Annotated in this window: 13 protein-coding genes and 1 pseudogene; 5 read left to right on the forward strand and 9 right to left on the reverse strand. The window is 42.2% G+C overall.

The window, feature by feature from the left end; genetic code table 11:
- Positions 1–49: 49 nt before the first annotated feature.
- Positions 50–4075 (reverse strand): hybrid sensor histidine kinase/response regulator transcription factor, encoded by a 4026-nt coding sequence (locus tag C1A09_RS02170; protein WP_101542089.1) that lies wholly within the window; start codon positions 4073–4075, stop codon positions 50–52.
- A 130-nt stretch (positions 4076–4205) separates the two neighbouring features.
- Between C1A09_RS02170 and C1A09_RS02175 the strand changes: the two genes are divergently transcribed.
- The gene (locus tag C1A09_RS02175) at positions 4206–5747 is read left to right on the forward strand and encodes an arylsulfatase (protein ID WP_101542090.1); all 1542 of its coding nucleotides are present in this window, start codon (positions 4206–4208) and stop codon (positions 5745–5747) included.
- A 1-nt stretch (position 5748) separates the two neighbouring features.
- Here the strand turns inward: C1A09_RS02175 and C1A09_RS02180 are convergent, their stop codons facing one another.
- Both C1A09_RS02180 and C1A09_RS02185 read right to left on the reverse strand, forming a co-directional pair.
- Complete coding sequence (locus C1A09_RS02180) at positions 5749–6333, reverse strand: epoxyqueuosine reductase QueH (protein WP_101542091.1); 585 nt, start codon at positions 6331–6333, stop codon at positions 5749–5751.
- A gap of 36 nt (positions 6334–6369) precedes the next feature.
- Positions 6370–7554, reverse strand: coding sequence for a DUF5009 domain-containing protein (locus tag C1A09_RS02185; protein ID WP_101542092.1), 1185 nt, complete (start codon positions 7552–7554; stop codon positions 6370–6372).
- A gap of 93 nt (positions 7555–7647) precedes the next feature.
- Here C1A09_RS02185 and susR point away from each other — a divergent pair, with 93 nt between their 5' ends.
- The 4 genes from susR to C1A09_RS02205 all read left to right on the forward strand — a co-directional run bounded on the left by susR (position 7648) and on the right by C1A09_RS02205 (position 14437).
- Positions 7648–9240: a SusR family glycan utilization regulator gene (susR, locus tag C1A09_RS02190; protein ID WP_101542093.1), complete on the forward strand. Its 1593-nt coding sequence runs from the start codon at positions 7648–7650 to the stop codon at positions 9238–9240.
- 186 nt (positions 9241–9426) lie between these two features.
- On the forward strand, positions 9427–10911 hold the full coding sequence (locus C1A09_RS02195; RefSeq protein ID WP_101542094.1) for an endo-1,6-beta-glucanase: 1485 nt from the start codon (positions 9427–9429) through the stop codon (positions 10909–10911).
- A 31-nt stretch (positions 10912–10942) separates the two neighbouring features.
- Positions 10943–12193 (forward strand): glycoside hydrolase family 5 protein, encoded by a 1251-nt coding sequence (locus tag C1A09_RS02200; protein WP_101542095.1) that lies wholly within the window; start codon positions 10943–10945, stop codon positions 12191–12193.
- A gap of 21 nt (positions 12194–12214) precedes the next feature.
- Positions 12215–14437 (forward strand): glycoside hydrolase family 3 C-terminal domain-containing protein, encoded by a 2223-nt coding sequence (locus tag C1A09_RS02205; protein ID WP_101542096.1) that lies wholly within the window; start codon positions 12215–12217, stop codon positions 14435–14437.
- Positions 14438–14468: 31 nt separating this feature from the next.
- On the opposite strand, the pseudogene C1A09_RS02210 reads toward C1A09_RS02205, so the two are convergent.
- The 6 genes and pseudogenes from C1A09_RS02210 to C1A09_RS02235 all read right to left on the reverse strand — a co-directional run.
- A pseudogene (locus tag C1A09_RS02210) lies at positions 14469–14678 on the reverse strand (hypothetical protein); the annotation flags it as partial.
- A gap of 254 nt (positions 14679–14932) precedes the next feature.
- Entirely contained in the window at positions 14933–15085 is a 153-nt protein-coding gene (locus C1A09_RS16275; RefSeq protein WP_180949163.1) for a hypothetical protein, read from the reverse strand.
- Positions 15086–15225: 140 nt separating this feature from the next.
- The gene (uxuA, locus tag C1A09_RS02220; RefSeq protein WP_101542098.1) at positions 15226–16398 is read right to left on the reverse strand and encodes a mannonate dehydratase; all 1173 of its coding nucleotides are present in this window, start codon (positions 16396–16398) and stop codon (positions 15226–15228) included.
- Positions 16399–16479: 81 nt separating this feature from the next.
- Positions 16480–17289: an SDR family oxidoreductase gene (locus C1A09_RS02225; protein ID WP_101542099.1), complete on the reverse strand. Its 810-nt coding sequence runs from the start codon at positions 17287–17289 to the stop codon at positions 16480–16482.
- 104 nt (positions 17290–17393) lie between these two features.
- A complete protein-coding gene (locus C1A09_RS02230) occupies positions 17394–19760 on the reverse strand; it encodes an alginate lyase family protein (protein ID WP_101542100.1) in 2367 nt (788 codons plus the stop codon).
- 18 nt (positions 19761–19778) lie between these two features.
- Positions 19779–22376, reverse strand: coding sequence for a glycoside hydrolase family 2 TIM barrel-domain containing protein (locus C1A09_RS02235; RefSeq protein WP_233519864.1), 2598 nt, complete (start codon positions 22374–22376; stop codon positions 19779–19781).
- Positions 22377–22528 lie beyond the last annotated feature (152 nt).

A 22528-nucleotide genomic window follows, 5' to 3' on the forward strand; every position in this document is an offset into this window, starting at 1 on the left:
TTATTCTTTTTCTGTTACTGAATTATTGTAGAATAGAGAAGATTGATTGTTATTTTTTTCTTACTCTTTGTGGTGATACTCCAAAAAATGCCTTGAAACACTTACTGAAATATCGTGGAGATGAAAAACCTAGAGTAGTGGATATCTCCGAGATATTCAATTCCGGTTGACTCTTGAGCATGGACATTGCTTCATCCAGTTTCACTTTTAGGATAAATTCATTGGGAGTCAACCCTATCATCTGTTTGAACTGTGTATAAAGCTTACTGCGCCCCATGCAGAGTTCGGATGCCAGCGAGGTGACATCAAAGTCGGGACTATCGAAATTTTTCTTGACGATAGCGATACTTTTATCTAATAACTCTTTATCTGTTGCACTTACAGCAGGTATTGATTCAGTAATTTTTGTAGCGGGCAGATTAGAATAGTGGGCTATGATTTGCTGTTTATTACGGATCAGATTACTACAACGTGCCAGTAAAATTTTCACGTTGAAGGGTTTCGTTACATAATCGTCAGCACCAAACATGTATCCTTCTACGATATATTCCACTGAATTCTGTGCGGTGAGTAACACAATGGGGATATGAGAGAACTCGACATTATTCTTCAATTTGTAACACATCTCTTTACCAGACATTTCAGGCATCATCACATCGCTTACAATAATATCCGGTTGTACTTGTTCTACAGCTGCCAGTCCTTCATGGCCATTTCGGGCTGTATGTACTTCATAGAATGCACTGAACATATCATTGAGCATTTCAAGTAATTCCTCATTGTCTTCTACTAAAAGAAGAATAGGTTTTGAGGTACTTCTATTAATTTCGGGAGCTGTTTCCGGAGTGAATGTTTCCACAGGAAAATCCGGGGTAATATTTTCCATGCTTATCACATCAGGTTGTTGCTTATTGATTGCGAAATCTTCTTTATTGAAATGCTGGTTTCCTAAAAGTAATGACAGTATAAAATTACTTCCCTCATTAACCACACTCTTTATTTCAATTTTTCCATGATGCGCTTCCATAATACCTTTAGCTAACGCTAAGCCTATTCCTGTACCAAGACTAAATGCCGAGGAAGTAGAATCTGCTTGATAAAATCTGTCGAATATTTTGTTGATAGCTTCTTCGGGGATACCCGGACCGTCGTCGCTGACTGTGATGATGGCTTGAGTGGATGTATGGTGCAGGCTAACTGTGATGTTACCATCCTTCGGAGTATATTTGAATGCATTAGATAACAGATTGAATATAACTTTTTGCAATTGTACCGGATCGAACCAAACGTCGAGAGTTTCCTCTGCATGTTTAAAACTGTAATTGATATTTTTTATTTGCGAGTATTCATAAAAGCTGCTGTAGATTTCGTGAGTAAAGGAAACCAAATCATGTTTTTCGACTTTGAGTTTAAGATATCCTTGTTCTTGCTTACGGAAGTCAAGCAACTCTGTGATAAGGCTACGCATGTGCCAAGCATTTTTATATACACGCAAAATACGCTTGTAAATAGATGGTTCTAATTTATTAATTTGCATGATTGCTTCCAGTTGGCCTATGATAAGTGTAAGCGGAGTACGGAATTCATGCGAAATATTCGTAAAGAAACGTAGTTTACTTTGGTTCAGCTCTTCAATACGTTCTTTTTCTTTTTTCTCACTTTCCAGAGAAGACTGTAGGCGGGTCTGCCGTAATTTGAAAAGGAAGAAAATATACAATACTCCCATGAATAATAAGGCATACAAGGTATAAGCGTATGGGTTGGCATAAAAAGGTGCGGCTACATGAATGTTTAGGGCTATTCCCTGATCAGATGCAGAAACAGTATCTGCAGAACGAACACGCAATGTATAATTTCCGGGTGGAATATTGGTATAAGTGATAGAATTACCTGTTGTCTGAGTCCAGTGGTTATCCAGATTTTCAAAATAATATTCAAATATATGATCACGTTCCAGAAGATAACTGAAAGTACTGAATGTGACAGTGATATTATTTTGGTTATGTTTTAACCTGATGTCTGAGGTTCTGGCAAGAGTCTGCTTCAAGATACCGGTAGCATCGTCAGGCAAGACCTCTTGATTAAATATCAATAGTTTTTCAAAACATAGTTTCCCTTCGTCAGGGGTAGTGTACAGATATTGTTCCGGTAAGGAAGCTAATCCGTTAGTACCACCTATGTATATGGTACCATCTTTGGCTATATATAATGTGGAACCCTGACTATAACTCTGCTGAAACAGGCGATAGGTTTGCTCTACTGTTTCTGTCTCCGGGTTGAATATCGACAGTCCTCTATTCAAAAGCAATAGTAACTTGTGGCTAATGGGCGATTCCTGAATATAATAACAATAATTATTCGGAAGAGAATTGTTCTGTGTGTTATATACCTTGAACGAATGACTTTGAGGCTGATACTTGAACAGCCCCGATCCGATAGTACCGAAATAAATTTCTCCACGACTGTCTTCAAAGATGTGCACTACTCTGAACTTTCCTATGGAAGAAGGATTGTCTGCATTGGTTTGATAATGTTCTATTTTGCCGGTAGGTAAATCTATACATGTCAATCCGCCCATAGAAAGAGCCAGCCAAAGCCGTTCCTGACTATCGATAAAGAATGTTTCGTAAGAATACTGTTTTTCCAATAATTGTTTTATCTCAGGTTGGTCTGAAAGAGGAGAGAAACTTTCGGTTTGTAGATCCATAAAAAACAAACCGCCTTGTGTCAGTATAGCAAGTCCATCCTTATATTTCCGTATTTCATTGACGATATTACCTGCAATCTTCATGGTACTGGGCATATCTTTGTTCAGAAGCTTAAATGTATTGCGGTTGATGTCGAAAATGGATAAGCCTCCTGTATGTGTACCGATATATAAACGTTGATTAGGCTGATGATAATAGATTGTTTTCAGATTATTGTTTCCCACGCTTTGCGGATTATCCTCCTGATGAGTATAGCGTGAAAAACTGCCGGTAGAAATGTCCAGTTTATTCAATCCCCCTCCTTCGGTACATATCCATAAGTTTCCGGAGTCATCTTCTGTCATTTTACCTACGAATGGGAAACTCAGACAATCTTTATGTTCCAAAGAGGCTGTATAAAATTGTTTATTGAAGTGGTACGGGGTAAAAACATTAACGCCGCCATAATAAGTGCCTACCCAGATATTATTATGATTATCTTTGTGAAGAGCATATACCGAATTATGGCTGAGACTATTGGGAGAATAGTCCTGATGTACATAGTGGCTCCATTCGTTTTTGGCGAGATTATAGCAGTCAAGCCCTCTGAAAGTCCCTATCCATATATTACCGTTGATATCTTCTGTAACACATCGAACCTGATTATCCGACAATCCTCTATCTTTGGATTTATCGGTATAATAATGGATATTTCCCTTCGTATCCCTTCGATACAAACCGTTCCAGGTACCTACCCATATATTTCCCGAACGATCTTTGGTGATACATCTTCCACCCTTTTCGAAATGGATTATTACTTTCATCGATGATTTTTTTTCCAGGTCTATACGTATCAGATGGTTGTGAGTGACGGCCCATGCATGTTTTCCATCTACATGGACGGCTCTTCCTTCGCCTAAACTATCTGGCAAAGATGCAAATAACTGTAAAGATGGTTTCTCTGGAAGATAAGTATAGATGTCATTATTACAAATTACCCACAATGTATCGTTTTTGCAGAACAAACCTTTTACATCATCCTTTCGCAGACAAGTAAATTGTTCTTTGTAAATATTGAATATGACAAGGTCATTACCGGAACGGATATAGATATGTCCCTTTTTGTCACCGCATAATTCATTGATTTCATTATTCGTCAAACCTTGTTTGTCCTGTGAGGGTTGGTATATTTTTATTTCTTTACCGTTATAACGGTTTAAGCCTTCGGACGAACCGAACCACATGGCGCCGATTTCATCCTGGTAAATGGAATATATACAAGTTTGAGAAAGTCCGTCAGGTATCCCTAAATGCTTAAAATGAAAGTCTCTGGACTGTATTGTGATACTTATCGAAATAGAAAGTAGAAATATCAGCGCATTTTTCATATCTACGGAGTGATTTATGTGATTTTGACTTAGCAAATGTAACAAATTAAATAAATATCAGCTTAATAATTGACTGTAAAAATGTATATTTGCGTACTTAATTGAGTATGATAATTTAATAGATATTATAATGAAAACACATCCTCTTTGGAGTACCTCGTTAATTACGTTTGCCGGAACATTTGCTGCACATCAACAGGCACTTGCACAGCAGCCCAACATTATTCTCATCATTTCGGATCAGCATCGCGGTGATGCCGTGAACTGCATGGGAAATCCTTCTGTGATAACCCCTAATATGGATGCTTTGGCTGCAGATGGTACATTGTTTATGAATGGTTATTCTTCTACACCGAGTAGTACGCCTGCACGTTCGGGATTACTTACGGGGTTGTCTCCGTGGCATCATGGTATGTTGGGTTATGGAAGAGTAGGAAGTCATTATCGTTATGAAATGCCGCGGATGTTACGCGACCTTGATTACTATACTTTCGGTATAGGTAAAATGCATTGGTTTCCGCAAAAAGCATTGCATGGTTTCCACGGTACGTTGGTAGATGAAAGCGGCAGAGTGGAGTCAGAAGATTTTATCAGCGACTACCGTTTGTGGTTCCAGATGCAGGCTCCGGGATTAAACCCTGACTCAACCGGTATTGGTTGGAATGCTCATGGTGCAGGGACGTATAAGTTACCGGAAGAGTTACATCCTACTGCTTGGACCGGAAAGACAGCTTGTGAAATAATCCGTAATTACAAGAAAGGTACCGGACAGCCACTTTTCCTGAAAGTCTCTTTTGCCCGTCCGCATAGCCCTTACGACCCGCCACAGCGTTTGGTCGATTTATATAAAGACAAGGATGTACCTGCGCCGTTTATAGGGGAATGGTGTAAGGATAAAGACTATGCCGTACCTCAAGATGCAGCTACTGCCAAAAAAGATGCTCCGTTCGGGAATTTCGGTGAGGAATATGCCAAGAACTCCCGTCGCTATTATTATGCCAACGTGACTTTTATCGATGAAGAAATTGGTAAGGTAATTCAAACTCTGAAAGAGCAGGGGATGTACGATAATTCTTTAATTTGCTATATATCCGACCATGGTGATATGTTGGGTGACCACCATCATTGGCGCAAGACCTATCCATACGAAGGTTCATCTCATGTTCCTTATATTGTGAAGTGGCCCTCTACATATAATTTTGACAAGGGAACCAAGATTGAAACACCGGTAGAACTACGTGATTTGTTACCCACTTTCCTTGAAATGGCAGGAGGAACAGTACCTGCTGATATGGACGGACAGTCATTGCTCAACTTGATGAATGGTAATACGGGAAAATGGCGTAAATATTTGGATTTGGAACACTCCACTTGTTATAGTGATGACAATTACTGGTGCGCACTGACAGACGGAAAACTAAAATATATCTGGCGTTTCCATACGGGTGAAGAAGAATTATTCGATCTGTCTAAAGATCCGCATGAATTGAAAGATGTGGCCAAAGACAAGAAGTATAAGTCCCAATTGTTACTTATGCGTGAAGCGATGGTGAAGCATTTGTCCGAAAGAGGTGAAGAATATGTAAAGGACGGCAAGCTTCAGGTTTTGAAACGTACCATTCTTTACAGTCCTTTGTTCCCGGATGAAAACCCGGTGGATACGGGTATTTAGTTTATTTTTTCTCTTGTTCCAGCCGTCGCATGCTGAATTCGCATCCGCAATATTGCTGGTTATAAAAGTCATATTCTTTGAGGAGCTGGTTACGGCGGTCTTGTAGTCCGCCTTTCCGCCAGTTCTGTTCCCAAAAGATAGTACCCGGATACAGGGCGGAGGCATGCCGTCCTGCATCGTTTATTTGCTCCAGGCTTTTCCAGCGGGAAGAGGCGAGGGTTGTGGTAAAAACTGAAAATCCATGTTCGGCAGCATAACGGGCAGTTTCTGTCAAGCGCAAGGTAAAACATTTCAGACATCGTCCACCGCGTTCCGGTTCATTTTCCAATCCTTTCATAGTATGTAGCCAGTACGCATAATCATAATCTACATCGATGAAATCGAGGTTTTTGGAAGTTACAAAGCGGATAGCCTCATTTTTCCGTATCTCATATTCTTCCTGCGGATAAATGTTGGGATTGCAATAAAATACAGTTGGGCGGATACCGTTTTCCAACATACATTCAATGATGGCCGACGAACACGGAGCGCAACAGCTATGCAGCAATACCCGCGTTTCGTTGTTAGGAGCTTGTATTTGTAACATATACCTGATGTTTTACTGATCATTTTATTATTCCGGTTATACCTTCAATTTAATTTTGACTTTCACCAATAATCCTGTTAGTTGGACGATAATGAGTGAAAAGACAAGCGATTTAAGTAATCCCGGTATGCCACTTTCCAAAACTTCAGGATACCACCAGTCTAGTATCTGTTGAGCGGAATACCATGCATATGGCAGAGTATAGCATGTCAACGTTGCTGTACCGGCAGGTTTAATCACATTGAACCAATTTGTTTTGTTTTTAACGTCCGTCAGCCAATAGAAGAAACCGAAAAGTGGAAAGAACATGGCAAGGCAATAGAATAGCCAGGAGGGGGTAGCCTGTATTTTTGAAATAATCCAATAAGGATGTGAAACTAGCGCAAGGATAAACATTCCCGTGCCAAGGACACAAAGCGTACTGATGAATTTGCCCGGGTGTTCACGATTAGCATAACGTTGCATCAGAAGGGAAGTCAGTAATCCTGACATGCCAAAAGCATGTAATGTCCAGTCGCTGGGGATGAATGGCAACAGAACAATACGGCTGCCATATTCCCACGGGATCAAATCAGAATGGCTGACAACAGCAAGTACCATCACCACAAACCAGACAATGGCGTTATTTCGCAGGCTTTCTCGTGTAAACAGATAAATTCCCGCACATACGGCATACGTCCAACCGATTAATCCGAGGATACCCCACCAACCTGTTTGGAACGGTTTCCCATTAATGTCTTTATATATTATGAGGAAAGCCAATAATAGTACCCCCATTACTTTCATTCCGGTGAAAAGGGATTTTTTAATATCTTCCGACTTTGGATAAACTCCCCATATCAGGAAAAATCCGATAACCATAAGTATAGTGAACCACGGATACGAAAGTCCGCCTTCTATACCACCGTTGTTGAGTGAAAATACTCCCATGGTAAGTAATGCTACTGTACGCCAGAAGATGTGCGCGATGACTTGTAATGTCGTATCTCCTTTTTTATATCGGTTTTGGATGGCAAATGATACCGACATACCCATACAGAATAAAAAGGCAGGGAAGATTGTATCCGAAAATCCAAGCATGTCCTCATCCATTTTGGCGTGCATCAGCCAGTGGGGAACATTTTTCAATCCCGGAATGTCATTGACAAAGAGCATGAGGAACATGGTGAGTGCGCGGAATACATCTACCGCGGCAACCCGTTGAAGTGTTAAGTTTTTCATTGCATAATAGTTTTGGGGGTTGAAGTGGCAAATATAGGAAAGATTTTTTCATGTTGATACAGCTTTGTGTGATTTCTTGCTATATTTGTTGCCATGAAGTGGAAAACGCTGTTGTTTTGTTTTTCTTTGGCGGTGACGGTAGAATATGCAGACGCCTCTGTTGATGATACGTCGATTGCTGCGCTGACAGCTTCATTGGATGAGGCTATCTGTGAGCATGAACAATCTGTCGGTATACGTGAAAGCCGCATAGCAGGATTGAAACAACAACTGTTGGAGACAGATACCTCAAGTATTGACTTTTTTCGATGGAATGGGGAAATTTATAAGGAATACCAAGCCTATCTTTGCGATTCTGCCATTCATTATCTGAATTGTAACTTACGTTGGGCCGAGTATCGCGGATTACAGGAATTTGTCGATGAAACCCGTCTGGAGTCTACCTACCTGATGGCTTCTACGGGTATGTATCAGGAAGCGTTTGAATTGTTGGGGCAAGTGAAACGCGCCACGTTGTCTGCTCGTTTATTACCCGAATATTATAGATGCTATCGCCGTCTCTACAGTGAGTCGGGAGCTTATGCACAGGATATTTCTTTCCGCAGACAATATCAGCAGTTAGCCGCATGCTATGATGACTCCCTGATGCAGGTGCTTCCACCCACCTCTTCTCTTTATCTGGAGCGTAAAGAAATGCGGGCGGCTACGGCCGGACGTGTGGAAGAAGCTTTGCAAATTAATGACGTTCGCCTGGCAAGTACTCCGCCCGATACTCCGGAGTATGCTTTGGTTACTTACCATCGTTCCCGTCTTTACCGGCAGATGGGGAATAGGGAGGAAGAAAAACGATATCTCATGTTGTCTGCCTTGACCGATGTCCGGCTGGCGATTACAGACCATGCCTCTCTTTGGAATTTGGCAGAATTACTCTATGAGGAGGGTGACATTGAGCGTGCCTACCAGTACATCCGTTTTTCTTGGAGTGAGACTAATCGCTATAACGCCCGTAGCCGCAGCCTTCAGACGGCAGGTATTCTGTCGTTGATAGATCTCACCTATCAGGCAATGCAAGAGAAGCAGAGCGAAAGGTTACGCATGTACCTCATTTTGATTAGTGCGTTGACCCTTTTGCTGATAGTGGCTGTATTCTATATTTACAGCCAAATGAAACGTCTTTCTGTGGCGCGTAACCATTTGCAACAGAGTAATGAGCAACTGGAGATTTCCAATCATATCAAGGAAGAATATATCGGACGTTTCTTGAACTTATGTTCCATCTATATTGATCGTCTGGATACATACCGGCGTATGGTGAATAAGAAGATTTCATCGGGGCAAACTGAAGAATTATTGAAAATGGTACGTTCACGTGACGTGTTGGATACCGGCCTAAAAGAGTTGTATGAGAACTTTGATACGGCTTTCCTTCATCTTTTCCCCGATTTTGTGGAGAAGTTCAACGATTTGTTGCAACCCGAAGAGCGGATAATACTTCGTAAGGGCGAATTGCTGAATACAGAACTTCGTATTTTTGCATTGATACGTCTGGGTATTGATGACAGTTCAAAGATTGCAGAGTTCCTTCGTTATTCCGTCAATACAATTTATAATTATCGCGCAAAAGTCAAGAATAAGGCGCGGATTTCTCGTGAGGACTTTGAAAGCCGCTTGATGATGATACGTTGATAATACGTCAAACAACCTTTCTTATCCACTTTTTGACTTTCATTTTTTATATACAATATATTGTATTATAATAATTTAGGTAAATTTTCTACTTCATCTTATCCACCTATTACCGATGGGTGGATACTACTTGTTCTTATCTTTCCTAACTTTGAAAAAGTTTAAGTAACCAATATTTATAATACCATGAAATTTAAATTACCTTTGATTTTAGCGTGTTACATGTCTACTGCTGTTATTGCATGCGCCAACACACGGATGTCGTCAGTAAATACACCTTCCGGTATAGAGAAGGTCAAGGTAAAGGCATACATCACGACTGCCGACCGTACACAAAGTTTCGACCGAACAGTTTTAAATTTCTCCGGCAAAGCTTGTTCGTCTTCTATCATTACATTAAATCCTACCGTACGATATCAATCAATGGATGGTTTCGGTGCTGCTGTGACAGGTTCTACTTGCTATAATCTGATGAAAATGGCTCCGTCTGAGCGTACTAGGTTCCTTGTCCGTACTTTCTCGGAAAAGGAAGGGCTTGGGTTTAGCTATATACGTATTTCAATTGGATGTTCGGATTTCTCGTTGAGTGAATATACTTGTTGTGATACTCCCGGTATCGAAAACTTTGCTTTGCAGAGTGAGGAGAAAGACTATGTGATACCTATATTGAAGGAAATTCTGGCGATTAATCCTACAATTAAAATTTTAGGTTCCCCGTGGACATGTCCCAAATGGATGAAGGTAAACAATCTGGAAGAAAAAAAGCCTTTCGATTCTTGGACGAGTGGCCAATTGAATCCCCTATATTATAAAGACTATGCCGCTTATTTTGTGAAATGGATACAGGCATTTGGAAAAGAAGGTATCCGGATTTATTCGGTAACACCCCAAAATGAACCGTTGAATAGGGGAAATTCAGCTTCCCTGTTCATGGGTTGGAAAGAAGAACTTGCTTTTGTGAGAGAGGCGCTTGGTCCTGCATTCAAGTCTGCCGGACTGGATACAAGGATTTATGCTTTCGACCATAATTATAATTATGATAATATGGCAGAACAAAATGATTATCCTGTCAGGATGTACGATGACGAAGTAGCTGCCGCCTTCTTGACCGGTGCGGCATATCATAATTATGGTGGAAATCGTGAAGAGTTAAATGATATTCAACGCCAGCGTCCCGATAAAGAGCTTATTTTTACGGAAACTTCGATCGGGATGTGGAATGATGGACGCAACCTACAGCGTCGATTGATAGAAGATATGCGTGAAGTTGCTTTGGGTACTGTCAACAATTGGTGTAAAGGTGTCATTGTATGGAACCTGATGCTGGATACTGAGCGTGGTCCTAATCGTGAAGGAGGTTGCCGGACTTGTTATGGTGCGGTGGATATTGACAAATCCGACTATAAAACGATGACTTATAATTCGCATTACTACATCATAGGACATTTGTCATCTGTAGTAAAACCTGGTGCATTCCGTATAGAAAGTAAGTCAGACAGAGACGGCGGATTGATATATTCAGCCTTTGAAAACCCCGATGGAACGGTTGCTTTTGTCGTATTGAACGCCAGTGAAGATACTTCCGGTTTCAGTGTGACTATAGATGGCAAGAACTATCTGAATGGTGAGTTGCCTGCTAAGTCCGTCGGTTCTTATCTTTGGAAAAAGTGACACGAACACTAACTATATAAAATTATTTACCATGAAAAATCTATTAGTAACGGGCATTTCTATTGCCCTGTTGTCATTAGGTCTGACAGGCTGTAGTGATAAACAAGTTTCTCGGGAGGTTTCTGCCGATGCATTCGTAACCATTCAAGGACAGGATCTGATAAAGCCTGATGGCTCTAAACTTTTTATTCAAGGAACAAACCTTGGAAACTGGCTAAATCCCGAAGGTTATATGTTTCGTTTCAGCAAGACCAATTCCGGTCGTTTCATCAATGAAATGTTCTGTCAGCTGGTAGGACCCGACTTTACAGCTGAGTTCTGGAAAGCGTTTAAAGATAACTATGTAACGCGTGAGGATATTCAATTTATCAAGAATACAGGTGCCAATACCATCCGTCTGCCTTTTCACTACAAACTTTTCACCGATGAAGATTATATGGGGTTGACAGCCAACCAAGATGGGTTTGCCCGTATGGACAGCGTAGTGAAATGGTGTCGTGAAGCCGATCTTTACCTTATTCTTGATATGCACGATGCTCCGGGTGGACAGACAGGTGATAACATTGACGACAGTTATGGATATCCGTGGTTGTTCGAGAGTAAAGCCAGTCAACAGTTGTATTGCGATATCTGGCGTAAAATAGCGACTTATTATAAAAATGAGCCGGTAATCCTGGGTTATGAGCTTTTCAATGAACCTATCGCTCCATATTTTGAAAATATGAACGAGCTGAATGGGAAATTGGAAGATATATATAAGATGGGTGTTGCAGCTATTCGTGAAGTAGATAAAAATCATATTATTCTATTGGGTGGTTCACAATGGAACGGTAACTTTAAATCATTCAAAGATTCTAAGTTCGATGATAAAATCATGTATACTTGTCACCGTTACGGGGGTGAGCCCACCAAAGAAGCTATTCAGGGTTTCATCAATTTCCGTGATAGTGTCAATCTGCCGATGTATATGGGCGAAATAGGGCATAACACAGATGAGTGGCAGGCTGCTTTCTGCCGGACGATGCGTGAAAATAATATCGGTTATACCTTCTGGCCTTATAAAAAGATGGATGGTTCGTCTTTCGTCGGTATCACTCCTCCGGAGAATTGGACGAATATTGTGAATTTCTCCGAAGCTCCACGTACCACTTACCGTGAAATACGTGAGGCACGTCCCGATCAGGCAATGGCACGTAAGGCGATGATGGATTTTATCGAAGCTTGTAAATTGGAGAATTGCGTAGTACAGGAAGGCTATATACAGTCGTTGGGAATGAAATAATAAATGATAAAATAAATAAGTATGAAGAAAGTTCTATTAGGTTTGGCTCTGGCAATTGTGCTTCCTCTCTCGGCACAACAGAAACCTGTTTATCTGGATGCCACCAAACCCATTGAAGAGAGAGTAGAAGATGCGTTAGGACGCCTTACATTGAAAGAAAAAGTTGCGATGACACATGCGCAGTCCAAGTTTAGCAGTCCGGGCGTACCTCGCCTGGGTATTCCTGAGTTTTGGATGACAGATGGCCCCCACGGTATCCGTCCCGAAGTGTTGTGGGATGAGTGGAATCAGGCAGGTTGGACGAACGACTCTTGCGTAGCCTATCCGGCGCTGACTTGTCTTGCCGCAACCTGGAACCCGGAAATGTCGCTGCTCTATGGAAAGAGTATCGGTGAAGAGGCGCGTTATCGTAACAAGACTGTTCTGCTTGGTCCCGGAGTAAACATTTACCGTACTCCATTGAACGGCCGTAACTTTGAGTATATGGGCGAAGATCCGTATTTGGCATCCCGTATGGTAGTACCATACATACAGGGCGTACAGCAAAACGGAGTAGCTGCTTGTGTGAAACATTTTGCGCTGAACAATCAGGAAATCAATCGCCATACCCTTAACGTAATTGTAGACGACCGTGCGTTGTATGAGATCTATTTACCTGCCTTCAAAGCTGCTGTCCAGGAAGGAAAGGCATGGGCTATTATGGGTGCTTATAATTTGTACAAAGGGCAACATGCCTGTCACAACCAGTATCTCTTGAATGATATCCTGAAAGGAGAGTGGGGCTTTGACGGTGTAGTTGTTTCCGATTGGGGGGGGACACACGATACGGATCAGGCTATTACCAATGGCCTTGATATGGAGTTTGGAAGTTGGACCAACGGTCTTTCTAATGGTGCCAGCAATGCATATGATAATTATTATCTGGCTATGCCTTATTTGCAACGTATTCAGGAAGGTAAAGCGGGTACCAAAGAATTGGACGATAAAGTACGCCGTATCCTCCGTCTGGCATTTCGCACCACAATGGATGTGAACCGTCCTTTTGGTACATTACTTTCTCCTGAACATTACGAGGCGGCCCGTCGCATTGGTGAAGAAGGTATCGTATTGTTGCAGAATAAAAATGCCGTGCTTCCGATAGATTTGAACAAGGCGAAGAAGATTGCTGTGGTGGGTGAGAATGCTGTTAAGATGATGACAGTAGGCGGCGGTAGTTCATCTTTGAAAGTACAGCGTGAACTTTCTCCGTTGGATGGTATCCGCCAACGTGTAGGTAATCAGGCTGAAGTAGTGTATGCACGTGGATATGTGGGGGATGCTACCGGTGAATATAATGGAGTGGTGACCGGTCAGAACCTGAAAGACGACCGTTCTCCTGAAGAACTGATAGCTGAGGCGGTAAAAGTGGCTCAGGATGCCGATTATGTAATTTTTATTGGTGGATTGAACAAGAGCGCCGGACAGGATTGTGAGGATTCCGACCGCAAAGAACTGGGTTTGTCCTATGGGCAGGATGCCGTGATTTCCGCTTTGGCAAAGGCTAATAAAAATCTGGTAGTTGTGAATATTTCCGGTAATGCTATTGCCATGCCGTGGGTAAATGAGGTTCCTGCCATTGTGCAAGATTGGTATTTGGGTTCTGAAGCGGGTAGTGCTTTGGCGGCCGTACTGATGGGGGATGTAAATCCCAGTGGTAAATTGCCGTTTACCTTCCCTGCGAAACTGGAAGATAATTCTGCTCATGCCTTGGGCGAATATAGTGGTGAAAAAAGCAAGAAGGTGATGGATATAAAGTATAACGAAAGTATTTTTGTGGGTTATCGCTGGGCAGACAAACAGAAGAAGGTGAAACCTTTGTTTCCTTTCGGTCATGGTCTGAGTTATACTACTTTTGAATATGGTAAGCCCACAGCCGACAGCAAGACGATGTCTGCCGATGGTAAGCTGACTGTGAAAGTTACTGTGAAGAATACGGGAGCTCGTGAAGGGCAAGAGGTCGTGCAGTTCTACATCAGCGACAAGAAATCTTCTCTTCCACGTCCTGTCAAGGAGTTGAAAGGTTTCCAAAAGATTAAACTTGCTCCGGGCGAATCGAAGGAAGTGTCGTTTACTGTCAATAAGGAGGCTTTAAGTTTCTTTGATGATGCCCGCCATACCTGGGTGGCCGAACCGGGTAAATTTGAAGCGATTATCGCTGCTTCGGCAACGGACATCAAGGGAGTGGTTCCTTTTGAATTGCAATAACAAGAGATCTGGATCCGTTGGTGGAATTAAATTAGTACATGTTTAACTCTGCCAACGGGTCTATATTTTCAAGTTCTTTTCCCATTTTCCGTATGGCTGTAGAATCAACCTTCGGTTTCTTTGTCCGCACTATCCATTTCATCTCTTCAAATTTATCCGATTGGCAGAAGTCCGGTTCTGCGTACAATTTTGCCAACAGATAATACGGATATGTCCTTCCCGGCAGGCGATAGATGGCACGTGGTTTAATTTAAAGTGCCCACTAGTGAAAAAATATCTTTCTACTGCCGTATCAAAGGTCAGACAACCAATTTCAAAATGCAGGTTCATAAAAAGCAAACATAGGTTCATCACTCTTCACATCCGTAACGGTAATCATAATGTCGCTTTTGTATTAGGATATAGAACAAAGGTTAATGAAAAAAATAGGATTATGGATAACCTTTCAAGAAATATGACATATAATCGATATCCATTTGTCGTCCTACAACGGCTCTATTCAATCCACCATCCATTGACATGTTGTTGCCAATATAGTGGCACGCTCTTGCCACAATATTGGCACTGTCGTGCCACTATATTGGCAAAACTGTGCCAACTTATTGGCACTACATCTTCCATAGAAGGTTGCAGGTTAATGGTATCCATGTCACTCTTAATTATTCTTTTTATATACATTTGTATTTGGAGTTTGTTAGAGAGTGAATTTAAGATAAATTTATAAAAAAGCCATCCAATTGTAATATTTCACAATTGGATGGCTTTCTAAATGTAAATCTCAGAAAATCTTATTTAAATAGAGATTTGGCAATTCCCATTTCAAGTCCTCTTAACTCTGCCAGTCCGCGCAGACGTCCGATACAAGAGTATCCCGGATTGGTTTTCTTCTTCAAATCGTCTACCATTTGGTGGCCGTGGTCAGGACGCATCGGGATGGAAACACCGCGGCGTTGCTGGAGTTCGAGGAAAGCTTTCATAACGTGGTACATGTCTACGTTACCTTCCAGGTGGTTGGCTTCGTAGAAATTACCCTCGGCATCACGTTGAGTACTACGCAAGTGTACGAAGTTGATGCGGTCACTGAATTGCTCCATCAGGGCGGCACAGTCATTAGCGCTACTTACACCCAATGAACCGGTACAGAGGCAAAGGCCGTTACTCTTATTAGGTACGGCATCAATAAGCGCTTGGAAGTCGGCGCCACAACTCATGATACGCGGCAAGCCCAGGATAGAGCAAGGAGGATCGTCTGGATGGATAACCAATTCTACTCCGGCTTCATCGGCAACGGGACAAATTTCGCTGAGGAAATAAATCAGGTTGGCACGTAGCTTTTCGGGAGTGATGTCTTTATAACGATCCAGCTCTTTCTGGAATTGTTCCAGTGTGAAACTTTCTTCCGAACCGGGCAGACCGGCAATCATATTGCGAACGAGCAGTTGCTTGTCTGCTTCCGTCATTTGCTCGAACCGGACTTTTGCTTTTGCCTTCTCTTCATCGGAATATTCGGCTTCGGCACCCGGACGCTTCAACAAAAAGAGGTCGAAAGCTATGAAAGCTGCACGTTCAAAACGGAGGGCACGGCTGCCGTCGGGAAGTTCGTACGCAAGGTCGGTACGGGTCCAGTCCAATACGGGCATAAAGTTGTATGTAACGATGTTTACGCCACATTTACCGAGATTACGGAGACTTTCTTTGTAATTATCGATATATTTCTGGAAATCTCCGGTCTGGGTTTTGATATGTTCATGTACGGGTACACTTTCTACCACAGACCAACGCAGGCCGACAGCTTCAATCATTTCTTTACGTTTCATGATTTCTTCCACTGTCCATACTTCACCGTTGGGGATGTGGTGCAGAGCGTTTACAATGCCGGTAGCTCCGGCTTGCTTGATGTCCCAAAGGCTGACCGGATCATTAGGACCGTACCAGCGCCAGGTTTGTTCACATAATATCATATATATAATGTTTAGTGATTTTGTTTGACTTATATTGTTATTAATATACCGCAAGGAAACCTTGCTCCGGCATTACGCCGGTTAGATAGAGAATGCATCGAAACCACCATCTACTACAGAAAGCGCACCGGTTACGAAACTGGATGCATCACTGATGAGATAATGGATCGTTCCGAACAGTTCTTCCGGTTCTGCGAAACGACCGCAAGGAGTATGGGCGATGATAGTCTTCGCACGATCTGTATAAGAACCGTCGGGGTTCGTCAACAGGGCACGGTTTTGGTTTGTCAACAGGAAGCCTGGGACAATGGCGTTCACACGGAGTTCGGGGCTGAATTTGGTGGCAAGTTCGGTTGCCATATAACGGGTATAGTTACCGATAGCGGCTTTAGCTGAGCCATAACCTACTACACGGGTCAACGGGCGGAGAGCTGATTCGGAACAGAAATTGACGATAGCGCCTTTCTTGTTCTTTGCCATGACGTCTACAAATACCATTGTAGGAAGTACGGTACCGAAAAGATTCAGATCTACTACCTTGCGGAAAGCATCTACATCCAGATCAAGTACGGTTTTGTCCGGAGCGATGGTTGCCCCCGGCATGTTACCGCCTGCCGCATTCAGCAATACGTCGATAGTACCGAAACGTTCGATGATTGCTTTTTTGTTATCTTCCAATACTTCTTTATTCAGTACATCGGTCATCAGGAACAATGCTTCTGTTTTTTCGTTCAACTCTGCTTCGAGTTGTTTACCTATTTCTTCTACACGGTCCAGAACAACGATCTTCGCACCTTGCTCTGCAAGATAATTAGCGATGTTTTTTCCTAAAATACCACAACCGCCGGTAATTACGATTACTTTGCCTTTAATGTCAAATAAGTTCTTCATGATTTTTTTATTTAGTTAATAACATGGATTATATTCTTCTGTTTATAATCGCAAAGATAGGGATTTAATCGTTTCTTTACTATCTGTATATTATCAGAAAATATTTAATTTGTCTCAAGTGCTTTTTTTCTGCCCAATGCTTCCAAATAATAATAGTCTGCATAATTCAGCGGTACATCTATTTCACTGTTTCCGGGGTGATGACCGGTGGAATGGAGCAATAAGAAACCATAAGAAGTACCGGGTTCTGCCTGATAATGCTTGTTAAGGCTATCTACCATTTTATCGGCGATGTCTTTATAACGTTTACTGTCTGCCGGTGAAACATAGGCAGAAAGCTCATAAAGGGCCGATGCCATGATGGCGGCCGCCGAAGCGTCTCTTGGAGTATTAGGGATATTCGGGGCTTTCATGTCCCAGTAAGGAATGAGGTCTTCCGGTAAATTAGGCAAACCGAAGAAGAAATCGGCAATGTGCCGGGCTTGTGCCAGATAAGCCGGATTTTTGGTGAAACGATAGCACAATGTATAACCATACAATCCCCATGCTTGTCCACGGCTCCAGAAAGAGTCATCGGAAAATCCCTGGGCAGTGTGCCGGCTTTGTACGTTTCCTGTGGCAGGATCGTATTCTACCACGTGATAGGACGAGTAATCGGGGCGGAAATGGTTTTTGATTGTGGTATCTGCGTGTTTCACTGCAATTTTATAGTAAATGGAGTCACCTGTTTCCTGGGTAGCACGGAAAAGCATCTCCAGGTTCATCATGTTGTCGATGATGACGGTGAACTTTTTGGTGTCACTGTTTCTGCCCCAGGAACGGATACATCCAACTTTGGGATTGTAACGGGTAATGAGGCTTTTGGCACTTTGCAACACTACATCTTTGTAAGAACGTTCTCCAGTGAGTTCCCAAGCCTTACCAAAACTATTGTTCATCATGAAACCGAGATCGTGAGTACCGGTATTCCATTTGGCATCTTCTATGAGCCAGGTGAAACTGATGGCTTGCTGGCGCCAATAACTATCGTTGGTATAGTTATATATTTGCCACAATGAACCGGGGAAGAAGCCGGAACACCAGTCATTGGGATTTATCATAGTCAAAGAACCACTTTTACTGATAGTACGTGGTACCACACGTCTTTTACAAAGATTATCTTGTTCTTTTCTGGCTTTGTTGGCACATTGAATGGCCAACTTCATCTGATTGCAGGCAAAGGCGAATGCATTGTCGATTGCAGTCGGTTGCATGTATAACAGGTTGAAACGGTCATTCGGATTGAGGATACGGTTATCATTATACAGGCGGAGATAATGCTTGTTACGGGCAAGCTTTTCGGGAGTAGCTTGTTGATTTCCTATATAGATAGCCGTACGGTATAAGTCTTTGCAGAAATTCTGTTGTGTTTCTGTCCAGTTACCGATTTCTTTATAGGGCCATTCTGCCAGAGATTTTCCGGTATATCCGGCCATATAGTCCATGGCTTTATAGAAATTACGTCCGTCTGCCGAAGTTGAGTTATCCAAATAGATACCCAACTTTTGAGCCATTGTCATGATGTCTATGATATGGGTCAGGTTATATTGGGAATAGTGGAAGGCACGAGTACGGCGTAACTCTTGCGGCATTCTGCCGTCAGGTTCTATCTGTTTGAACATACGTTGTTCGGGCAATGCGTTGATGATGTCACGAGCTACATTCAAGTTTCCTACATAAAGGGCGAATGCGATGGCTTGCGCATCGAAAGCAATACTGTGATTGTTGGCGGCTGAGGCTTCATCCTTTCCTTGCTGGCTGGTAAGAATCCAGTCGAGCAGTTTGCTGAACCAAGCTTTCAGTTGCTTGGAATCCTTCTTGGTGAACGACTCGGATTGTTCCAACAACTGTACGGCATCCAACATTTCTATAAAAGAATAAGTGTCGATAACCCCGAAACTCCGGCCTTTGTTATTGTTACGTCCCATAATTACCTGGGCATATTCCAAGTTTGGGTTCATACGTGTATCTTTATTGAAGAACCACACCCGAAGAAGTTCGGTTGCTTTTTGGGCATATTTTTCGTCATTACTGAAATACCATGCCAAAGCAAGAGTAGTGACACGTCCGGCAGTATCTCCCAAACGGTTACGGTCGAATTTGTCCAACTCCGGATTTGATTCACCGTCACGGCTGATGTAGGGAAGTCCGTCCGGTTTAGTCGGGTCGGGCCAATAGTAGCGTGCCAGACTCATGTAATCGTGTTTGTTTCCACTTCCGGGTGTTTTCTCTTTCATCATAACGGAAAGTGGCTGTACATCCAGCAGTTTGTCTGCTTCTGATTTTAGCTCTTGATAAGCCGTTGCATAGAACGGAGTTTGTAATGATTGTTTTACATTTGCGAGGTGTGTTGCATCCCAAATGGATTGTGCCTGAAGATTGGTTGCTAACAGCAATAAAACGGCCATCCATTGTATTACTTTCAGTCTCATGGTGTTTTTATTTTAAAGTTAGTAAATTTTTCGTAGTTTAATACCATTCAAAAAGCTTTTTCCACTTGTTGAATAGAAGCGTATATCAATATTATCTCTATCGTTTGTAATATTGTATCTTTTGCGTAATGCATGGAAATATCCGCTTTCGTGACATGGAGAAAGGTTTTCTTCCAATAATTTTCCATTGGCATAAATGCTGAATGAGTTTTCACGGTTTTCTTGCTGTCCATCCCGGTCGAGTTGGTAAGCTATTCCGGCATTCTCACGGAATATATCTGTAAAAAGAAATTCAATTTCGTAAATACCTTTGGGCACATCAAAACGATAACCTTTGATATCATTCCTGAGAGTCTGGAACAAAGGATCGTCGGTAGTGTTTATTATTTCTGTCTGAGTACCTTGCTCTTTACCGCCGATATACCCCCAACTTCCTTCTGTATAAGGTTGATCGGGTATCCAAGTCAATTGGCTGTCGTCGGAGGTGAAGAAACAATTGCTTCCCACGTTGACGGCCAATTCCAGGTTGTGCAGATTGGCCGTATTTAGATTGGCGGGAATGGGGGTAAAGTGTACATTCAAACCATCTTGTATCCTGTTTCCTTTGTAGTTGCCTTGTGCAAGTAGGAATGGTCGTTTACTACTGAATGGAACTCCGAATGTAGCAGTATGATTTTGAGTTCTTTGTTTTCCTATAGATTTACCGTCAATAAAAAGTTCTACTTCCGGTAAATTGGTGTATACTTTCACGGGCAGTATTACAGGAGTATCTCCTCGTTGTATCCCTGTACGGTAAATCCAATCCCGGCTGGCGATGTGCAGTACAGGAATGTCTTTACGCCAAGTTGCCTGATAATAATAGTATACATCTTTGGGGGTACGGTCTGCGTAAACCAATCCTTTGTTATTGATGCGCGGCATGGATTCGTCCCGTAGAGCTGATGCAAAATTAATGAAATTCCAATGGGTACCACCGCAGATATAAGGCGTATTTTCCAGTACAGGAAGATAATGTTCCAGATACATTTGCTGGTATTCGATGCTGAAATCAAATGCACGAGGAAGTAATGAATGGAGGCGTTGGTCGGAACCGGCACCATATTCACTGATAATCATCGGATGTGTGGGGTAGTTATGATGTTGTTCTGCCAAAAATTTGTCAAAACCATTGAAATTACCCCCATACCATCCCTGATATAAATTCCAACCGACTATGTCGGTAATTTTGCTTATTCCTGTCGTATTGTACACATTACTTCCGTGAAATGCCATGGTACTGACGCGGGTAGTATCTTCTTCTTTCAAAGCTTTCTCCAGACGGTTTGCCAGCGCTAACGTGCGTTCCAGTACAGGTTTTAGCGCTTCTTGGGTTTTATATTTCCGTTGGGTAACCAATAATATTTCATTCATGTATCCCCATGTAATAATGGAAGGATGATTGTAGTGTTGACGGATCATTTCCCGCAGGTTACGTTCGCAGTTTTCGGCATAGCCCGGTGTGTCGGGTACAATATCTATCACAGGAATTTCTTCCCAGGCAAGCATACCGAATTTGTCACACATCTCTAATAATGCATCGTCTTGTGGATAATGAGAGATACGGATGAAATTGGCACCCATTTCTTTCATCAATTGGAAGTCACGACGATGCATTTCATCAGTCAAGGCTACACCGATGGGCTTTTGATCCTGGTGGCGGCATATTCCACGTAATTTGTAGGGTTTTCCATTCAGGAAGAAACCTTCATCTCCATCGAAATGGAACCAACGAAAACCGGTATAATGATCACTATGGTCCAGGATAGCCTGAGTTTTCCGGTCTCGTAATACGGTCTCTATACGATAGAGATTGGGAGTTTCCGGAGTCCATAGTTGGGGCTGAAGAATGGGAGAGGTTTCATTTCTGAAAGTGAAAACTTCTCCACCTTTTAATTTTATCAATTGCTTTTGTGTCTGTGCAAGGCTTCCATCCGGATGATAGACGGTATTAATCAATTCGAGTGTTGCTTTTTCTTTGGAGTCGTTCATTATTTCTCCACGTATCTGTATGGTTGCTTTCTCTTCTGATACCTGTGGGGTATTGATAAAAATACCGTCTGAACCATGATTGGTCAGATTAAAGTGTTGCTTCGGGACAGCAGTGAGCCATACATCCCGATAAATACCTCCGAAGAAAGTGAAATCGGCAGAAATAGGAGCAATGTCTTGTCTCGCATTGTCTACACGTATGGCAAGTACATTGGAAGAAGTGAAAGATAGATGAGGGGTAAGATCAAATGTACAGGCAGTGTATCCTCCGGCATGTTCACCTATGTTTTTCCCATTGATATAAATGGTAGCCGCTTTGCTTGCTGCGTCCAGTTTCAGATAAATCTGCTTTCCTTTCCATGCCTGTGGTAAAGATATCCGGCGGCGATACCAACCTGTGCCTTGGTAGTAATTTTTCTTTGTATAAGCATCTGTATTCCATGTGTGAGGCAGATGTATGGATGTCCAGGTATCATCGTTGAAAGTACTGTCTGCAGCAGTTGTACATTCTCCCTGCAAGAACTTCCAGCTGTCATTAATCGTTTTGCTTTCACGTTGTGCCAAGGCTGTAGATGTACTGAGTAGCATGAAACCGGTGGCCGCAATCCATATTGTAGTAATCTTTTTTCGGATACTTGTTTGTTTCATAATTCTGAGGCGGCTTTTAATTGTTTTAGTTTATGGAGGTAAAATTAGTGAGAAAAAAAGGGACGGAAAAGAATATACTTTAATTTCCGTCC

It is taken from the genome of Bacteroides cutis (assembly GCF_900241005.1).
In the GTDB taxonomy this organism is placed as follows: Bacteria; Bacteroidota; Bacteroidia; order Bacteroidales; family Bacteroidaceae; genus Bacteroides; species Bacteroides cutis.